At 35.2% G+C, this 18627-nt stretch carries 9 protein-coding genes and 4 pseudogenes; 7 read left to right on the forward strand and 6 right to left on the reverse strand.

Going from position 1 to position 18627, the window contains the following annotated elements; genetic code table 11:
- Positions 1-32: 32 nt before the first annotated feature.
- From DM558_RS15780 to DM558_RS05545, 3 genes and pseudogenes are all read right to left on the reverse strand, one after another.
- The gene (locus DM558_RS15780; protein WP_228411828.1) at positions 33-170 is read right to left on the reverse strand and encodes a hypothetical protein; all 138 of its coding nucleotides are present in this window, start codon (positions 168-170) and stop codon (positions 33-35) included.
- An 18-nt stretch (positions 171-188) separates the two neighbouring features.
- Positions 189-386: pseudogene (locus DM558_RS16010) on the reverse strand (hypothetical protein); the annotation flags it as partial.
- A 110-nt stretch (positions 387-496) separates the two neighbouring features.
- Positions 497-1180, reverse strand: a complete 684-nt coding sequence (locus DM558_RS05545) for a TetR/AcrR family transcriptional regulator (protein WP_127162520.1) — start codon at positions 1178-1180, stop codon at positions 497-499.
- 100 nt (positions 1181-1280) lie between these two features.
- Between DM558_RS05545 and DM558_RS05550 the strand changes: the two genes are divergently transcribed.
- From DM558_RS05550 to DM558_RS05560, 3 genes are read left to right on the forward strand one after another with little or no spacing between them, the layout of a single operon-like run.
- A complete protein-coding gene (locus DM558_RS05550) occupies positions 1281-3632 on the forward strand; it encodes an efflux RND transporter permease subunit (protein ID WP_127162522.1) in 2352 nt (783 codons plus the stop codon).
- Positions 3633-3640: 8 nt separating this feature from the next.
- A complete protein-coding gene (locus DM558_RS05555) occupies positions 3641-4411 on the forward strand; it encodes an outer membrane lipoprotein-sorting protein (RefSeq protein ID WP_127162524.1) in 771 nt (256 codons plus the stop codon).
- A gap of 10 nt (positions 4412-4421) precedes the next feature.
- Entirely contained in the window at positions 4422-5684 is a 1263-nt protein-coding gene (locus tag DM558_RS05560; protein ID WP_127162526.1) for a TonB-dependent receptor, read from the forward strand.
- On the opposite strand, the gene DM558_RS05565 is transcribed toward DM558_RS05560, so the two are convergent.
- The 3 genes from DM558_RS05565 to DM558_RS05575 are packed head-to-tail and all read right to left on the reverse strand — an operon-like array spanning position 5681 to position 10611.
- A complete protein-coding gene (locus DM558_RS05565) occupies positions 5681-7066 on the reverse strand; it encodes a hypothetical protein (protein ID WP_127162528.1) in 1386 nt (461 codons plus the stop codon). The genes DM558_RS05560 and DM558_RS05565 overlap by 4 nt on opposite strands.
- 9 nt (positions 7067-7075) lie before the next feature.
- Positions 7076-8842: an ABC transporter ATP-binding protein gene (locus tag DM558_RS05570; RefSeq protein ID WP_127162530.1), complete on the reverse strand. Its 1767-nt coding sequence runs from the start codon at positions 8840-8842 to the stop codon at positions 7076-7078.
- Positions 8842-10611: an ABC transporter ATP-binding protein gene (locus DM558_RS05575; protein WP_127162531.1), complete on the reverse strand. Its 1770-nt coding sequence runs from the start codon at positions 10609-10611 to the stop codon at positions 8842-8844. The genes DM558_RS05570 and DM558_RS05575 overlap by 1 nt, the downstream gene beginning before the upstream one ends.
- A gap of 345 nt (positions 10612-10956) precedes the next feature.
- Here DM558_RS05575 and DM558_RS05580 point away from each other — a divergent pair, with 345 nt between their 5' ends.
- The 4 genes and pseudogenes from DM558_RS05580 to DM558_RS16110 all read left to right on the forward strand — a co-directional run.
- Positions 10957-13944: a salicylate synthase gene (locus DM558_RS05580; protein WP_127162537.1), complete on the forward strand. Its 2988-nt coding sequence runs from the start codon at positions 10957-10959 to the stop codon at positions 13942-13944.
- A 2-nt stretch (positions 13945-13946) separates the two neighbouring features.
- Positions 13947-16495, forward strand: a pseudogene (locus DM558_RS05585) (AMP-binding protein).
- Positions 16450-17016 (forward strand): annotated as a pseudogene (locus tag DM558_RS16105) (AMP-binding protein); the annotation flags it as partial. The pseudogenes DM558_RS05585 and DM558_RS16105, both read left to right, overlap by 46 nt.
- Positions 17011-18618: pseudogene (locus DM558_RS16110) on the forward strand (condensation domain-containing protein); the annotation flags it as partial. The pseudogenes DM558_RS16105 and DM558_RS16110, both read left to right, overlap by 6 nt.
- Positions 18619-18627: the final 9 nt, after the last annotated feature.

The following is an 18627-nucleotide window of genomic DNA, read 5'->3' on the forward strand; positions in this document are numbered from 1 at the left end:
ATATATACTTTCTTTAGCTGAAAAAATTAACGTTATTTTTCATTAAAGTTGAAATCAACTGAAAAGTTATTTAATTCATCTAATATACAAATATTAAGCTGTATTTCTGTGGCTAAGTCTGCTGTTAACCAACACTCTAAATCTAATCCTACACCCTCTCTCTTACTCACTGGTAATACTACACTAGCTGCAATACCTTTAGCATGAGTAATCGAACCTATAAATCCATTTGGCCAAGCAGGTGATCTATCTTTTAGTATATCTACTGATTGGTAACAATTATATTCAGCTAATAGCTGTTTAGATAATACCCGCCCTGCTACAAACTCTGTTAACCTTTTTGGTACTGCATTGTTAAGTTGAACAAGAATATCAATTTGGTAGATATTACTTGTCTCATTTGTTCAACATTCGGAGTAATAATGGCAAAGTTTAATTTTTACTTGTTGAATTGTTATTTCAGTGAATTGGTCTAGAAGCTTTAAACTCATTAAAACTAGTTCTCTTTATGATTCTGAATATAGTTAGCTAATCCTGCTATGGTGATTTCTATTTGAAACTCAAAGAACTTTTCAAAATCTAATTGCTGCATTTCACTCACTAATAAATTATGTATTTTATTATTTGCTTTTATTGGTGTTATAAGCTGTTGCATTTGTTCAACTATCTTTTGATAGTTAGCAGGTTGTCGATAATACTCATATTCTCTACTAACAAAGTCTTGTACTGCTTGCGCTAATAAAAAAAATGATTGAACAACAAGTACCCGTGGATAACCTAATTTATTTAGGCTTTCTAAACATTGAGTTATAAAATCTGTTGCTGCACCTGCTACTGGACCAATCATTTCTACTAACTGCAAGCGTATAGGTTCAGTTATCAACCATCGCCTAAACTCATAAGCAAAGCCCTTACACCAATGCTGCCAAGTATCTGCAACAGGCACGCGTAAATCCCACGTTATTTTTTCAACCATTAATGAGTGCAGTTCATCAATACTTTGAATATGGTAATACAATGTTGGTGATTTTACCCCTAAAGCTGCCGCAACACTTGCCATACTTAGTTGTTGAGGCGGTAATTTCATTGCGGCCTCAATGATCTTTTCACGATTTATTCGTGTTGGTCTTCCCCTTGGTTGCTGAGGTAGCTGTTGTCCTTTAGATTCGTATTTAGCCATTTTTCTATGATTTTTCTAATGTCACTCTAATGATAATATTTCTCATTATTATCTACAACCTATTTTTCAATAAGAAATATTTATAGAAGGAACTACTATTTTGAAAGCTATTATTAATGCTATTCTTCGTTACCGAATTGTATGTTTAATTTTAGTAGCATTAATAACGCTGTTAGCTTTCCCACAATTAGCTAATTTAGAAATAGACAATTCTAACGAAAGTTTCTTTCAACAGAATGATCAAACCAAAATTCGCCTAGAAGAATTTAAACAAACCTTTGGTAATGATGATTTTATTTTTATTCTAATAGACACTCAGCAACCTATTACAACAAACCATTTAAAACTCATTGAACAATTAGTATCTGAACTTAATCAAAAAGTCCCCTATTTAGATAAGATTACTTGGATTGGCAATGTAGAATCCATAACAGGCCAACAAGATACAATTAGTATCAAGCCTCTTATTAATGATTTTAATTTACCTCCAGCACAGATGAATTTGTTAAGAAACAATATAATCAATGATCCAGCTTATCGTGATCGACTTATTGCCAAAGAAGGTAGTGCTGTAGGAATTCTATTAGAGTTTATAAATTATCCAGATGATAGTATTAACCCCCGTAAAGAAACACCTCCTATCGTTGAACAGATTGTAGCTAACTATCCAGATCTAACCACCTATATTGTTGGTGCTCCTGTAATGAGCTATCAAATAGATGCAGATACTGCACAGGAAGGCCCCATCTGGTTACTTATTGCCTTAATAGCTATGGCTTGTGTACTAGCCTTTACCACTCGTAGTGTTATTGGTGTAGTTATCCCATTAATTACTGTATTTATTGCCATTATTTGGACAATGGCATTAGTAGCAGTATTTGGCTTTAAGCTTAATATGCTCATTATTATGTTACCTACCTTATTGCTTTGTGTAGGCATTGGCGACACTATGCATGTAATAGCCGAGTTTAGACATTTCTATCTACAAGGCACTACCCCACATGAAGCTATTCAAAAAACCTTAGCAATTATTTATAAACCACTTATTCTAACTACTGTTACCACTGCAGTAGGCTATTTAGCTTTTGTGTTTACTGATTTAATTCCCCTTAAAGAATTAGGTTTTCAAGCAGCATTAGGTGCGTTTATTGCTTTACTAGTTACTTTTATTTTTGCATTACCTTTGTTGTCTTTTACAAGACTAAAACCTTCCAATAAAACTATTGTTGTTGATGGTAAAACCAAACGTTCTAAAGATTTCTTTGATCGCTCGTTAATCTTTATGTGCAAAATGGTTTTACTCTACCCTAAATCAATCATCATTGGTTTCAGTGTAGCGCTTTTATTGGCAGTAGTTGGTGTAACACAATTAAAAATAGAAACAGCCTTTATTCATGACTTGCCAACCACAGACCCTTTACGCCAATCTTTTGAATTTGTTGATGAGCGTATGGGTGGCTCAATGTCGATTGAGTTCATGTTTAAAACCCACAAGGAAGATGGTGTAAAAGAATTAGCTACTATCGCAGATATTGAAAAACTACAACATTATCTCAATAGTCATCCAATGATTATGCAAACCTCGAGTTTTTTAGATCAACTTAAACAAATGAATCGAGCTGTTCATGAAAACCAACAAGATTTTTATAAACTACCCTTATCACAAGCACAAGTAGCCGAGTATCTATTACTCTATGAATCAGGTGGTGGTAAATTATTAGATCAGTTTGTTAGTTTCTCTTTTGATACTGCACGTATCCAAGCACGAACAAAATCACTAAAACTAACTGATATTCAAAAATTAGAAAATGATGTTAATCATTTTGTAAAAGAGCAAATACCTAATAGAACGATTGAAGCAACAGGCGGTTTAAGTATTCTTAGTGCTGTAGCAGATTATTTAGCATGGGGGCAATTACTTAGTTTTACTTATGCATTCATTGCCATTGCTATTGTTATGTCTCTTGCATTACGTTCTATAAAATTAGGTTTAATTGCGATGGTGCCTAATTTATTACCTATTTTATTTAGTCTCGGTCTGATGGGATTAACAGGGGCTAAATTGAATATGATTATGGTAACACTTGCTCCTCTTATTCTAGGCGTTTCTATTGATGATACTATTCATTTCTTTAGTCGTTACCAATATTATTTCAAAAAATATGGCTGCTATAAAGAAGCCTATTTACATACGATTTCTAGCGTAGGGCGAGTGTTATTTTTCACTACGCTAGTAATAAGTGCTGGCTTTATTGGCTTTGCTTATACCAAATATGATGGCCCTTTTATATTTGCTCTTATATCTATCTTTGCTTATAGCACAGCATTACTTTCTGACTTTTTATTAACCCCTCTTTTATTTTCTATTTTTAAACCATTAGGCACTGAAACCCAAGATAACCAACTTTCAGATAAAGCTTCCTTAGAGCAGCTTGTTATTAATCATTCATAGGAATAAACATGAAAAAATATTTAATTATCTTAATAGCTGTTTGTTTTTCTTTATCTTGCTATGCAAATGACTTAACAGGTCGAGATATTGCCGTATTGGTTGATAATGCTGATAGTTCAAAAGATACCCACCGTTATGCTGTGATGATGATCGAGCGTGGTAATCAAAAACTTATTCGTAAAATGGAAATGTGGGTTAAAAAATATGGTAAGGATCGCCATTCACTTAATAAGTTTATAGAACCTATTGATATTCAAGATACACAATTTTTATCTTGGTCTTATGATGATCCTAAAAAAGAAGATGACTTATGGGTCTACTTCCCTTCAGAAAACATGGTAAGACGTATTAGTGGTGGTGGCAAAAAGAGTGCTTTTATGCGCAGTGATTTTGCCTTAGAAGATATGGAATATCGCCATGTAGACAGTGACAATCATCAGTTTATCAAAATGGATACTATCAATAACAGACCCACTTATGTAATAGAATCCACCGCTATTCCAGAAAAGCAACACGAAACAAACTATAGCAAAAGACGTATTTGGGTAGATAAAGAATATAATCTACCTGTAAAAATAGAATATATAGACCATAACAATAGACTCACTAAAACTCTACAACAAGGTGACTTCAAACAAATAGACAATATTTGGACACCGACCAAATTAGTGATGCAAAACAGCTTACGTAATACTCGAACACTCATGCAGTATTCAGATACACAATATAATACAAATATTGCTGATAATATTTTTGATCAAAATAAGTTAAAACGATAAAGGAATAGTAATGGTGCTTTGCAAACTGTTTCCTTTATACAGCTTTTTATTATCGATATGCTGTTTCACTGCTTATGCAGATGATACCTTTAATTTTAACTTAAATGAGCAAACAGAATTCAAAAAAAATTGGCGTTTTTCTAATACCTTAGAAAGTCGTAATAGAAAATTTACTCATCAACAACGTTGGCTTTCTACAAGACAACGCTTGAATAGTAGTTTATTGTATGAACAAGAAGCATGGAAAGCCTATATCAATACCTATCTTGATTATGACCCTAGTACCTATCGTTATCAACCAACCACACAAGCTGATTTAAATGAAGCTTATGTAGTTTTTCATGGTTCAGCTGTTGATTTACCTGCTACTCAATTAACTATTGGGAAGCAAAGAATCACTTGGGGTACAACAGATGGGCGCAGTACTATCGATTTACTAAATGCGACCTATTTAAGAGATCCCATTGCTAATGGTAGAACCATTCAAAAACGTCCTTCCTGGTTAATGCGCTTAGAACAACAGTTCTCATTTGGTGCAGTTGACTTAGTAGTTATGCCCTTTGGCCGTGAACGTAAACTACCCAAATATGGTAGCCCTTGGGAACCAGATTCTTTTCATCAACTAAGAGAATATGAAAAACTAGGTTTGATTCAACTAAGTAAGAAATATAATCCCCATAAACCAGAATTAGGTCTTAGATTTACCCAATATAACCAAGGTTATGATTGGGGTTTTGCTTACTTTGAAGGCTATTCTGATTTACCTGCAGCTAAGGTAAAAGCTAACAACCATATTTTATTAGAACCAACTAAGCAACGCACATGGAATATTAATGCAGCCGTAAGTCAAAATAGTAATACTTATCGTATTGAAGCCGCTTATACAGATCAACTACCTGTTTATAACAAACAAGGTTCACTCTATTTTTCTGAACTACAACAGATTATTTTAGGTTGGGATAGAAACTTTAATGATAATTTATACGCCAATATTCAATTATTTTGGGATCACTATCCTAATTACAAAGATAACTATGGCGCTACATTTGCTATTAACAAACCCTTTTTTAATGACACATTAACATTAGGTGTTAGTGGTTTTTATGGCTATAACAATGAACACTCTATAGAAAGTTATGCGGAATACGCTTATAACGACCACTGGACTTTTATCGCTCGCTTATATGTACTAGGTGGCGGTTACTCACAAAGCCTATTCCGTTCCTATGCTAACAATGATTTTATTGAATTAGGTTTTAGATACTTCTTTTAAGCAACTGAACTTATCGTTTCCTTATCAGGTAATTCTTGTTGTAATTGTTCAATTATTAAACCCAAAGCATCAGCCACATCAATACTAGGTTGATCTGAACCAATTAACGGATAAAAGGTTAGATATAAGCGATTAGTGTTTGATAAAGAAGTACAAGCAATTATCTTATTATTCATCATAGCGCCCATTAAATCAAGCGGCTCAGAATTAATAGAAGCAATCACTTCAATAAACGTAGTGCCTATTAATGTATTTACCTTTTTAAATAAACGTCTGTTATTAAATGAGGTATGAGTGAAAGAAATAGGATCATCTTTTTTACCTACTAACTTTTTTGCAATGGCAAATTCTAAAAAGTTATACTGACTGACATCTAATTTATTTTCCCGAAACTCCTTTACCCATGCATCTATGTTTTGCGCAATATCTATTAATGATTGATTAGCATTCATTGTTACTGGCACATAAGCTATATAGTTACCTAAATACTGATTACGCATTTTTGGTGTTAAAATATCTGATAACATGCGATAACTTATCATCTCAGCATTAGCTAATTGTTTTTTATGCACATTAAGCCAATAGAAAGTTTTTACTAATAACGCACTAATAAGGCTATTAGTATTCACTTGAGGATAATGTTTTTTATAATAACTCATTAAGGGGTTTACATCATAATAGCGCATTATAGGGTGACGCAATTTCTGTTGATATTCAGCTAAGTTCTGCTTAATTTGCTCATATGTAATCGAATAATTGCCTGTATCTTTTATTTTATAAGTAATAATTTTAAATAGATTAGCCATATGTTTATACCATGGCATTTTTATTAAACAATCTGCCTGAGCAAAACTATAAACATTTTTACTGGATAAAGTAGTTAAGCTATTTAGCTTAGTAACTATTTTTTGCTGTGCTTGTAAATTATCTTCAATTAAGGCGTTATAGTAATCTATTAACCAATTTATAATCAGCTCTGCTGCCCTTGCATCACAATAAGTATGATTAACCGTTTGAGCAAGAATATAATTTTTTTCATCCCCATTATTATCACTTTCTAATAAAGTAAAAAACATTGGAAACTCATCAAACTCTTTATAAGTATTAAAGATATTTGCAGAAAACTCCACAAAACCTTGTTCTAAATCTGCACATTGCATACTAACTAATGGGGGTATTTTTATGGATGTCTTTTGCCATAATGATTCACCATTATTAGCCACTATCATTTTATATTGAAACTTATTTATTGCACCCAGTATTGCTATACTACTTTGTTGTAATTTTTCTTTATCAATGAATCCTTTAAAACGATAACCTTTAGAAAATAAAATACCACAATGGTGCATCATTGCTTCTAAATAAATCTTCCCTATAGCCATAGTTACTCCCTAATTTTCTTCTGCTATTAAATGCTCAATACTCTGTGCTTGCCATAATTGTTGATATAACTTGTTATGTTTTAATAAATCATTATGTTTACCACAACCAACTATTTTCCCCTGATCCAATACAATAATTTGCTCAGCATAACGGATGGTATTTAAGCGGTGAGCAATCATTACTACAGTTCGCCCTTGAGCTAATTTGGAAAGTGCTTGCTGAATTTCATATTGAGCAATTGGATCTACTGAGGCGGTGGCTTCATCGAGCAATAAAATAGGTGCATCTTTTAACAAAGCACGAGCTATTGAAATACGTTGCCTTTCACCACCTGATAGCCCACTACCTGTCTCACCAATAACTGTTTGATAACCATGCTCAAGATTATTTATAAAATTATCACAATAGGCAACTTTACAGGCTTCTTCTATTTGCTGCTGGGAAGCATTAGGACTACCAATAGCAACATTATCTACGATACTGCCTTGATGTAATAATACTTGTTGAAAAACCATACTAAGATATTGATAAAGTCCTTCTGTACCAATCTCATCAATAGCTATACCACCTATTTTAATTGTACCTTGTTGTGGCTCATAAAAACGTGCTAACAAGTTTAATAAAGTAGTTTTTCCAGAGCCTGATGGACCAACAATAGCTGTTAAGGTACCTTGCGGTACGGTAAAACTAATATCTTGTAAAATTGGTTTTACTTCATAACTAAAACTGACATTTTCTAATGCTATAGTAAAGTTACTAATCTTTTTAGGTTGTTGTGGCTCTTTTAATAATGGTGTATCTAATAGCTGTTGCAGAAGAGTTTCACTCTCAATCGCATAACGAAAAATAGTAATACTTTCAGGTAAAGTTAATAAAGGTTGTAATAGCTTATGTCCAATTAAAATAAATAATAACCAATCCAGAGGTGTCACTTGTTTAGCTGTAATTAAATAAGCCATCATTACTAACAGGGCTACTAAACCAAATTCAACCAGTAGCCTAAATAACATTACAGCACCGCCACCAAAGGCTTCTACCTGCAAATTATTATCCTTTAATTTAATAAATTGCAGATTAAGTTTATTAAGCCATAGTTCTGATTTATTGAATAAACGTAATGTTCTAATACCCATTATAAACTCAACTAATAAACCAGAAATCTGAGCAAATAATTGCTGTTTTTGTTTACTCTGTAATAAAAAATATTTTTTAACTTTTTCTAAAATGACTACTGCTATAGGCAAAGGGATAATCAATGCTAATGCAAGTTGCCAGTTATAGCAGACCAAGACAAGAAATATCACTAAACTAGCACAGCTAGCCGATAAAATATCTGCTACTGAATGAGTAAAAATACCTTCTAATTTTTTAACATCACTAGTAACTACTTCAGTTAATTCGCCTACCCGTTGGTTTTGTATTTCACCTAGCGGCATAGCATGTATTTGATCGATTATTCTTTCTCTGTAGCCTGCTATAATATGATAGCTACCCACAAAAGATTTTAAATAGCCATAATAACTACAAATTAATTGTAGTATCAAAACTACCACCAAACTAATTATTACAACTACTAAGCTAATAATCAGTTGTTGCTGATTAAGAGTATTTATTTGCTTATAAATATAGCTAAACCATAGATAGGCAATAAAGAAAGGTAGTAAATCAAAAATACGTTCTGCTATACGCAGTAATACCCCTTGATAAAACATTTGTGGCTTTCTACCACTGTAATGAATAACTCGTTGTAACGGGGCAAACCATTTTATTAACATTATTGCTTACCCTCTTGGCTAACAATGCTCCAATCCATTACAGTTTGCTGTTGTTGCCACATGGTTTGATAAAAAGAATTACGTGCGAGTAATTGTTGATGTTGTCCAACTTCCTGCACACTGCCCTTATCCATAATAATAATTTGCTCAGCAGATTCTGCCCCATAACTATTATGAGCAATAATTAAAATCGTTTTATGAGGATAGTAAGTGCGTAATGCCTGATAAAAATTCTTTTGGGTAATATTATCAGCAAAGGCAGTAGCTTCATCTAAAATTAAAATCTGAGTATCCATCAGTAAAGCTCTCGCTATAGCTAAACGTTGCCGCTCACCTCCTGATAGCTTTAAACCTTGTTCATTTACCATAGTTTGATAACCATCTGGTAAACTGTTAATTAATGACTCAGCTTGGGCAACTTTGATAGCTGTCTCTAACTGTTGCTCACTAATATCTTTATTGGCAAAACATAGGTTATCTAAAATTGTTCCTTGAAAAAGAAAAGGTTCTTGAGTCACTAGCCCTATAAGCTCTGACCTTTGCTGATCAGACAACTGTTGTAGTGATACATCAGCTACCATTACTTGCCCTTTATTAGGTATTAACAAACCTGCCATTAATTGAGCAATAGTGGATTTCCCTGAACCAGAACTACCCACTAACACAGTAACTGTAGCAGGCTTTAAAACTATACTCACATCAGTAATTACTTGCTGTTGTTGATAGCTAAAACTTACATTAGATAACTGTAAGCTAATAGGTTCTACTAGAGTTAGGGTAGTGTTATTATTAGTCGTTTTTAAAGCCAAAATAGGCATTAAACGCCTTAAACCAGCTAATACTTCTGTTAACTCTGAGCTAAGCAGGTTAACTTTCATTAATGGTCTTAAAATACCTGCTCCTAACATGATAGCTAGGGCAATTGCTGATATCTTAACTTCTCCATAAATAAATAAAACAATACCAACAGGTAGAATAAATAACACATTAGCACTTAACAAAGAGGTAAATACTGACCAACCACCAATTACTTTATGGGTGATAACTTGAATGGTTTGATAATAGTTAGCTAACCGACTACGCATCTGCTCAAAGTGCTTAACATTTAAATTGAACACTTTCATCACCGCAATATTACGCACATATTCAACAGTAGCACTATCTAACTCGGCAGCCATTCCCATATAGCTGTCATAATCCTTACTCATACCACGCATTGTCCAATTTGAAATCAACATAACAACAGGAGCAATAATTAACGCGGCTAAGCCTAACCGCCAATCAAAATAGAATAAGAAAAGACTGCTTACTAAAGGACAGACTATAGCTGCCAAACCTTCTACCGTATGGTGAGCAACAAAGGTTTCTATTCGTTCTACATCTTGAATAACCGTTTGTCGTAACTTACCTGATGGATTCTGCTGTAACCAAGGTAATGAAGCATAAGCTAGCTTATCCACCAACTTATAACGTAACTCAGTTAGGATTGAATAAGCTGCCTGATGGCTAAGGTAATAGGCAATACAATAAAAAATATAGCGCAGTAAAATCACCCCTGCCATAGCTACTGCTAATTTAATTAAATAATAAGCAGTTAATGGTTGATAATTTATGACTGCACTAAATACCTTATACAAAATTAAAAAAGGTAATAGCTCTGCAATTGCTGCCAAAATAGTTAAAACAACTGTCCACAGTAAATATCTCTGTTGTGATTTTAATAGCGTAATAGCTAATTGTTTATCTTGCGATAAACGAGAAATTATCATGATAAATAACAACCTTAGTCATACAAAAATAAGCTAAAAAATAGCCCTTTACAGATAACCATTACTACCCTAAAAAGATTAATTAATAGCCAAATCAGAATAATTCCTATTTATAAAAATAATCTCGCAATATTTATTGTTAAAAAATAATTACTTAAAAATATAAAAGATATATTTCTTAAAAAAATAGATCCGATATGGATATTTTTAACCGATACGGGGAGAATTTTTTTTATAAAACATCTATCTTTTAAATGATAATTATTCTTATTTATGCACTACCCAAATTAGCCTAATCAAATGGAATGTTAAATAAATAACGACTTATAAATAAAGGTTAATTCAATGACACAACCATTAGAAGTAAAAACTTGGAATGCTGAACAACAAAAGCAATACCTAGCACTTGGCTATTGGCATAGGCTTTCCCTAAGTACTGAGTTAACTAACTGGTGTAAACAATATGCAAATAATACGGCCATTATAACCGGCGACAAAAAAATCACTTACCAAGCACTTAATCAACAAGTTGAGCTATTAGCCGCTGGCTTTTATCAACTAGGTGTTAAACCAAAAGATCGTGTGTTATTACAACTACCTAACTGCATAGGTTTTATTACAAGTCTGTTTGCTTTGTTGCGTTTAGGCGCGCTGCCTATATTAGCTATGCCCTCTCAGCGGCAACAAGATATTCATGCGCTTTGTGAGTTGGCCGAACCAACACTTTATATTGTTCCTAATAAATTTTTAGGTACTGATTACCAACCATTAGTAGATAATATAACAAGTAGTTTTCCAGCCATTCAGGTCATTCATATAGATACTGAGCAAGATCCTGAAATAGCGTTAGCAAGCTATCATAGCTCTCAACCTTATGAAGTTACTGAAGCCTATTATTTAGATCCCGCTATTCTATTATTATCAGGCGGTACTACGGGTACACCAAAACTTATTCCCCGTACCCATGCCGACTATTGTTATAACGCTCGTACTATGGCGGAAATATGCCAGATAGATGGTAATAGTGTTTACCTTAATGTATTGCCCATTGCCCATAACTTTTCTTTGTCCTGTCCTGGTTTACTAGGTGTTCTTTCAAAAGGTGGCAGTATTGTTTTAAGTAAAACCACTAGCTTTGACGAAGCTTTTACCTTAATAGAACAACATAAAGTAACTATTACTGCTGTTGTACCACCCCTTGCTCAATTATGGGCTAATGCTCGTGAGTGGGATGATACAGATATTTCTAGTTTACAACTTATTCAAGTAGGTGGTTCACGTTTAGAAGCTAGTATCGCTAGACAAATCAAACAGGCTATGCAATGTCAATTGCAACAAGTCTTTGGTACTGCTGAGGGACTAATCTGTTGTACACGGTTAGATGATAGTGACGAAGTTATTTTCAATACTCAAGGCCGTCCTATTTCACCACATGATCAAGTATTAATTGTTGATGAACATGACCAACCTGTTGTAGCTGGTGCAACAGGTGAGATGATTACTAAAGGGCCCTATACCATACATGGCTATTACCGAGCTGCTGAACACAATAAAACTAGTTTTACTAAAGATAATTTTTATCGCATGGGTGATTTGGTCAGACTTACTCCTGAAGGTAATGTTATTGTTGAAGGACGAATCAAAGAACAAATTAATCGCGCAGGTGAAAAGATTGCTGCCGCCGAAATAGAACAAAAATTAATAGACCACTCACAAATAGAAAGTTGTGCAGTAGTGGCTGTAAAAGATAGCCGCTTAGGCGAACGAACATGTGCTTTTATTATTACTGATAATAAACAAATTACTTTAACCGATATTAGAGACTTTCTGAAACAACAGGGAATTGCTCTTTATAAATTACCAGACCAATTAGAACACATTGCTAGTTGGCCACTAACTTCAGTAGGAAAAATAGATAAACGTCGCTTATCTATTATCGGTGAACAACAAATGAAAATTAATCAATCACAAAATTATTTTGAAAAAACCATCAATATCAAAAACCAACCCCTTGATATAGCAGTAGCTCTTATTAACGCTAATCTAAATGAACAATACGCAGTTTATGAACATAATGGTGAATGGTCAGTAGGTTTAGATAAAGCTGCTCAATTATTTGTTTATGCTGATAAAACTATTCTCCACTACGATGGACAGCAACAACAATGGAATGAGCCAGAAATTATTGACAATATTAACGCTGCGCTTACAACATTACCTATTGCAAACTGGCGTGCTTATGGTGCTAGTAAATTTGAATTGGCCCATATTTTTCACGATCCAGATTATCTAACCAGTAATGATGAAATAGTATTACAGCTATTTATTCCTGAGCAAGAAGCAAGATTTACCCAAGGCCAAGCATTATTAAGAAGTCTAAGCGAACAAGGTTTAAGCCAATTAACTGCCATTGTTGAAAATATAGATAAACAAAACTATCAATCTAATGATGCTAAAAATACTTTTGCAGACAGTGAAACTACTATTCGTGAAACTGATGCTGCGCTTTATAAAGAAAAAGTAGCCGCGGCAGTTAATGAAATAAAAACAGGGCAATATCAAAAAATTATCCTTTCCAGAAAAGTACCTATTCCTGCGGATATTGACTTAATTGCTAGCTATCAACTAGGACGAAAAAACAATACCCCTGCTCGCTCATTTGCTATTAATTTTAACGACCTTCACTTAATAGGCTTTAGTCCAGAAACAGTAGTAGAAGTTAACCACCAAGGAATAGTAACTACTCAACCACTAGCTGGTACTAGAGCCTTAATAAAAGATGATCCTGAGCAATCAGATAGACTTTATAACGAATTAATTAACGATACTAAAGAAATTGCTGAACATGCTTTATCAGTAAAACTAGCCTTTGAAGAATTAGAACCTGTATGTGAACAACAAACTGTGACTGTTCCTGAATTTATGACAGTTTCCAAACGAGGCACTGTACAGCATTTAGCCTCCCGCGTTAAGGGTAAATTAAAACCTAACTTAACCGCGTGGCATGCTTTTAAATCATTATTCCCGGCAGTTACTGCTTCTGGTATACCAAAGCGTGAAGCACTGGCTGCTATTCGCCAACACGAAGCTTCTAAGCGTGGATCTTATAGTGGTAGTGTAATGATTGTAGATAGTAATGGTAGCTTAGATGCAGCCTTGGTACTCCGTAGTCTCTATCATCAAAATGGTCAAGTTTGGCTACAAGCAGGTGCTGGCATTATCGACCAATCACAACCAGAACGCGAACTTGAAGAAACCATAGAAAAATTAAGCTGTATTTCACGCTATTTAGTGATCAAGGAGCAACAAATAATGACAGGGACGGAGGGTTAACTATGTCAATATCATCAATAGATATTAATTCTGAAGGTATCTACCAACAAATAAAAAGGTTACTACCTCAAGGAACTACTACTCTTACAGATACTGACAATCTTATTGAAAGTGGTTTAGATTCGTTACATATCATGCGCCTTGTAAGTCAATGGCGTAAAGCTGGTTATAAAATCACTTTTGCAGAGTTGATAGAGCAACCTATCTTACGCCAATGGCAACTATTACTTGCCAATGCTATACAACAACCCTTAGTAGCTACTAGCACAGCAACCATAGCTATTAACGATCAGCCTTTTCCATTAACCGATGTTCAATACGCTTATTGGATTGGTCGTGAGGACAATAGAGAGCTAGGAGGTGTAGCCTGCCATGCCTATTTGGAAATCGATGGCACTATTACAGATACTCAGCGCCTTGAGCTAGCCTTTAAGCAGTTAATTGCCCATCACTCAATGTTGAGAGCAAGCTTTACGGAAAATGGTCAACAACTGATTAATTCAGAAAACTGTAATGATCCTTTATTAGTCCATGATTTACGTGAACTAACTGCATCACAAATCCAAAACAGTTTAACTGAAACTCGCGAGCGTCTTTCTCACCGTAAGTTAGCTATTGAACAGGGACAAGTTATTGGGTTGGAAATCTCTCTGTTACCTGCTAATAAATCCAGATTACACGTTGATGTAGATTTATTAGTGGCTGATGTACAAAGTCTAAATATTTTATTAAGAGACCTAGCTCAGCTTTACCAGCAAAATACTTCTCTGCAAGCACCAAAAGACTGGAGCTTTGCTGCTTACCTAGCAGACCAACAACATCATAAACAAGCGGATTACCAACAAGCTAAAAGCTATTGGCAAAACCGTTTAGCAGAATTACCTATTGGGCCACAATTACCTGTCCTTAATAAACAGATTTTTAAACCAACCTTTAAGCGACGCACTTTTACCCTTAGCCAACAACAATGGCAAAGTTTAAAACAACAAGCAGCAAAAGCCAAAGTAACCCCTGCAATGACGTTAGCCTGCGCTTATGGCTATGTTTTAGCACGCTGGAGTAATCAACCTCAATTTTTATTAAATATTCCTCTATTTGATCGTAATACTGAACAACAAGCTATTGAACAAGTAGTGGCTGATTTTACTAATCTACTCTTACTAGATTGTGATTTTTCCAAAAAGCAAAGTTTTACTACGCAAGTTAACCAACTACAAAATCAATTTCATAAAGACGTTGCTCATGCTAGTTACTCTGCTGTAGAAGTACAAAGAGAAATGGCACGCTACAACCAACAACAAGGTATTATTGCGCCTGTAGTATTTGCTTGTAACCTCGGTACGTCTTTACTTGATAATGCAACCGAACAAACCTTAGGTAGTTTGCACTATATGATCTCGCAAACACCACAGGTTTGGTTAGATCACCAAGTTTATGAAATGAGCGATGGTTTATTGCTGGCATGGGATAGTGTTGATGAACTATTTCCAGTAGGATTAATAGAGGAAATGTTTAATACTTACACTAAGTTATTAGTAGCACTTAGTGAACAAGCTGAAAGCTGGCAACAATGTCCCCTTGAGCAACTACCTACAAAACCACAGTTAATAAGACAGCAACTAAACTCTATTACCTCGCCTTTACCTAGCAGTAGTTTAATAGAACCTATCTTTGATTATGCCAGTAGTCATCCTCAACAAGTAGCTCTTGTCTTTGATGAGCAGGAGTTCTCTTATGAGGAGCTCTCTATGCGTGCCTTACAAATAGCTAATTTATTGCTCAGCTATGGTTTACAGCAAGGTGAGTCGGTAGCGGTTTGTTTACCTCGGGGACCTATGCAGATTATGGCTGTGTTAGGGGTACTTGCTGCAGGCGGTGCTTATGTGCCTGTGTCTACTACTCAACCTGTTGCACGACAACAAAAGATTTTTAATACTGCTGATATTAAGTTGGTGTTATGTAATGAACCTTTGTTTGAAGCAGATTCTGTTAAGTTTATATCGCCTTATTTAGCCTTGGATTTAGAGCCTTTAACTAAGCCTGTGTTAGTTGATTGTCAATCGCTGGCTTATATTATTTTTACTTCTGGCTCTACAGGTGAACCTAAAGGGGTGGAGATTCCTCATCAAGCAGCGTTGAATACGATTAAGGATATTTGTCAACGTTATGCTGTTGATAGTTCAAGTTGTGCTTTGGCTGTTTCTGCTCTTGATTTTGATTTATCGGTATTTGATATCTTTGGTTTGTTGGCTGTTGGGGGCGCTTGGTTTTAATCAGTGATGATGAACGCCGAGACGCGGCTAGTTGGTTGCAGTTAGTCCATGAGCATGGGGTATCGGTTTGGAATTCGGTACCTATCTTACTTGATATGTTGTTGGTAGTCGCTAGTCATGATAGTCGTAGCTTACCTTTAAAGACTGTTCTTTTATCAGGTGATTGGATTGGTTTAGATCTGCCTGTTCGTTTAGCTGAGTGCTGTGGTGAATTACCTAAGCTGGTGGCTATGGGGGAGCTACTGAGGGCAGTATTTGGTCTAATGCTTTTGAGGTAACCCTTCCTTTACCAAAAGAGTGGTCTTCTATTCCTTATGGCTATCCATTAACTAATCAGTGTTATCGAGTGGTGGATGCCTTAGGCAGGGATTGTCCTGATTATGTAGCAGGCGAACTTTGGATTGGTGGGGCTGGAGTTGCTTTAGGTTATTGTGCCTCTCCTGCGTTAACCAAAGAGCGTTTTGTAGAGGTAGATGGACAACGTTGGTATCGTACAGGAGATCGAGGTCGTTATTGGGCGGATGGTACGTTGGAGTTTTTAGGGCGTGTTGATCATCAAGTTAAAGTAAGAGGTCATCGTATTGAGTTAGGTGAGATTGAGTCTGCCTTAGCCAGTTTACCTGAGATTGCTCGAGCTATCGCCGTAACCGTTGGTTCCCCGGCTCAACTCGCAGCGGCTATTCAATTAAAAGAGAACTTAGCTACCTCTGAGCAGCCTATTAAAGAGCAATTACAACAACTATTACCTGATTATATGGTGCCTACTAGTTTGGTAATTTATGAAACCTTACCTTTGAGTGCTAATGGTAAAGTTGATCGGAAAAAGATTATTGAGGAACTAGTCAATCAAATAACTAATACTGAAACTATCTTTGAAGCACCACAAACAGCTATCGAACAACAAGTAGCTTGTGTATGGCAAAAAATACTTAAAACGCCAAACGTAGGACGCTTTGATAGTTTCTTTAGCTTAGGCGGTGATAGTTTATTGGCCACCCAAGTGATTGCTCAATTAAAGCAATTAGGCTTAACCACTGAACAACCCTTACGACAATTGTTTGCTAAACCACAATTGGCTGAGTTTGCCGCTACTTTAATGGTAACTGAACAAGTTGAACAACAACAAGTAGTGCCTGATTTAGCTAATCGTTATCAACCATTCCCACTGACTGAAGTACAACGTGCTTATTGGATGGGACAATCGCCTGGTTTACCTTTAAGTTGTGGTACTCATTATTTAGTAGAACTAGATGGCGAGAATGTTGATCTTACTAGATTTAGTCAGGCATGGAATCAACTGGTGCAATATCATGAAATGATGCGTGTGACTATAGATAGCGAAGGTAACCAAACTATTCTAAAGCAAGTCGAAGCTATCCAATTGCAAGCAATAACGCTGGCCACAGACTCGGTACAAGAAGTACAACAGGTTTTATATAAATATTGGCAACAACATCAACTTGATAATAATTATAAACATCATCTATATGCCATTAAGTATGCTAATAATCGTTGCCGTATAGGTATTATTTTTAACTACCTTACCTTAGATGGTTTTAGTATTAAGCTAATTCTTCAGCAACTTGCTTCACTCTATGAAAATAGTAGCACTCAGCTACCCAGATTAGCGTTATCTTTTAGAGATTATGTTACTCAAATACAAACAGATACTGATAGCCAAACTAAAGCTAAAGCTTTTTGGTTAGAAAAACTAAATACTTTACCCCTAGCACCACAACTACCTATTGCACAACAGCCTGAACAACTTACACAGGTTATTTTTAAAAGACGTAGCCATCGTTTAGCTAATGAACAATGGTTGTTACTTAAAGCAAAAGCTCGTCAATATCAACTAACACCCTCTGTTATTTTATTAACAGCTTACGCCACTATTTTGGCGCAATGGTCAGCTAACCAATCGTTAGCTATTAACTTAACCCTATTTGATAGACCCAATGTTCATCCAGATATCAATCAAATAGCAGGTGATTTCACTACCCTCGCCCCTGTTGGTTATTTTCCAAATAGTCAACAATCTATTATTGAGCAGGCAAAAGCGTTGCAACATGAAATAGCAGATGCTTTGGAACATAAAGAGATTTCCTCTATTTGGGTGCAACGGGAACGCTCGAAAACGATGGGTATAACTGCTGCTGCATTACCCGTAGTATTTACCAGCACCTTAGGGCTTGGCGAAGGCTTATTTGAAACTCCTAATAAAAACTTCCCTGCTTTTGTTAGCGGTGGCCTTTCTGAAACCCCTCAAGTTTGGTTAGATCATCAGCTTTATGAGTTTCATGGTGAGCTTGAGCTTTCATGGGATGCAGTAGAAGATCTATTCCCAGCTGGCTTACTTGATGAGATGTTTGCTAGTTATATCCAATTATTAAATCAGTTAATTGAACATAAT

It is taken from the genome of Entomomonas moraniae (assembly GCF_003991975.1).
Taxonomy (GTDB): Bacteria; Pseudomonadota; Gammaproteobacteria; order Pseudomonadales; family Pseudomonadaceae; genus Entomomonas; species Entomomonas moraniae.

Excerpts from the sequence above, each read along its gene's own strand:
- DM558_RS05570 (WP_127162530.1), bottom strand. The coding sequence starts at position 8,842 with ATGTTAATAAAATGGTTTGCCCCGTTACAACGAGTTATTCATTACAGT.
- DM558_RS05555 (WP_127162524.1), top strand. The coding sequence starts at position 3,641 with ATGAAAAAATATTTAATTATCTTAATAGCTGTTTGTTTTTCTTTATCT.
- DM558_RS05545 (WP_127162520.1), bottom strand. The coding sequence starts at position 1,180 with ATGGCTAAATACGAATCTAAAGGACAACAGCTACCTCAGCAACCAAGG.
- DM558_RS05580 (WP_127162537.1), top strand. The coding sequence starts at position 10,957 with ATGACACAACCATTAGAAGTAAAAACTTGGAATGCTGAACAACAAAAG.
- DM558_RS05560 (WP_127162526.1), top strand. The coding sequence starts at position 4,422 with ATGGTGCTTTGCAAACTGTTTCCTTTATACAGCTTTTTATTATCGATA.
- DM558_RS05565 (WP_127162528.1), bottom strand. The coding sequence starts at position 7,066 with ATGGCTATAGGGAAGATTTATTTAGAAGCAATGATGCACCATTGTGGT.
- DM558_RS05575 (WP_127162531.1), bottom strand. The coding sequence starts at position 10,611 with ATGATAATTTCTCGTTTATCGCAAGATAAACAATTAGCTATTACGCTA.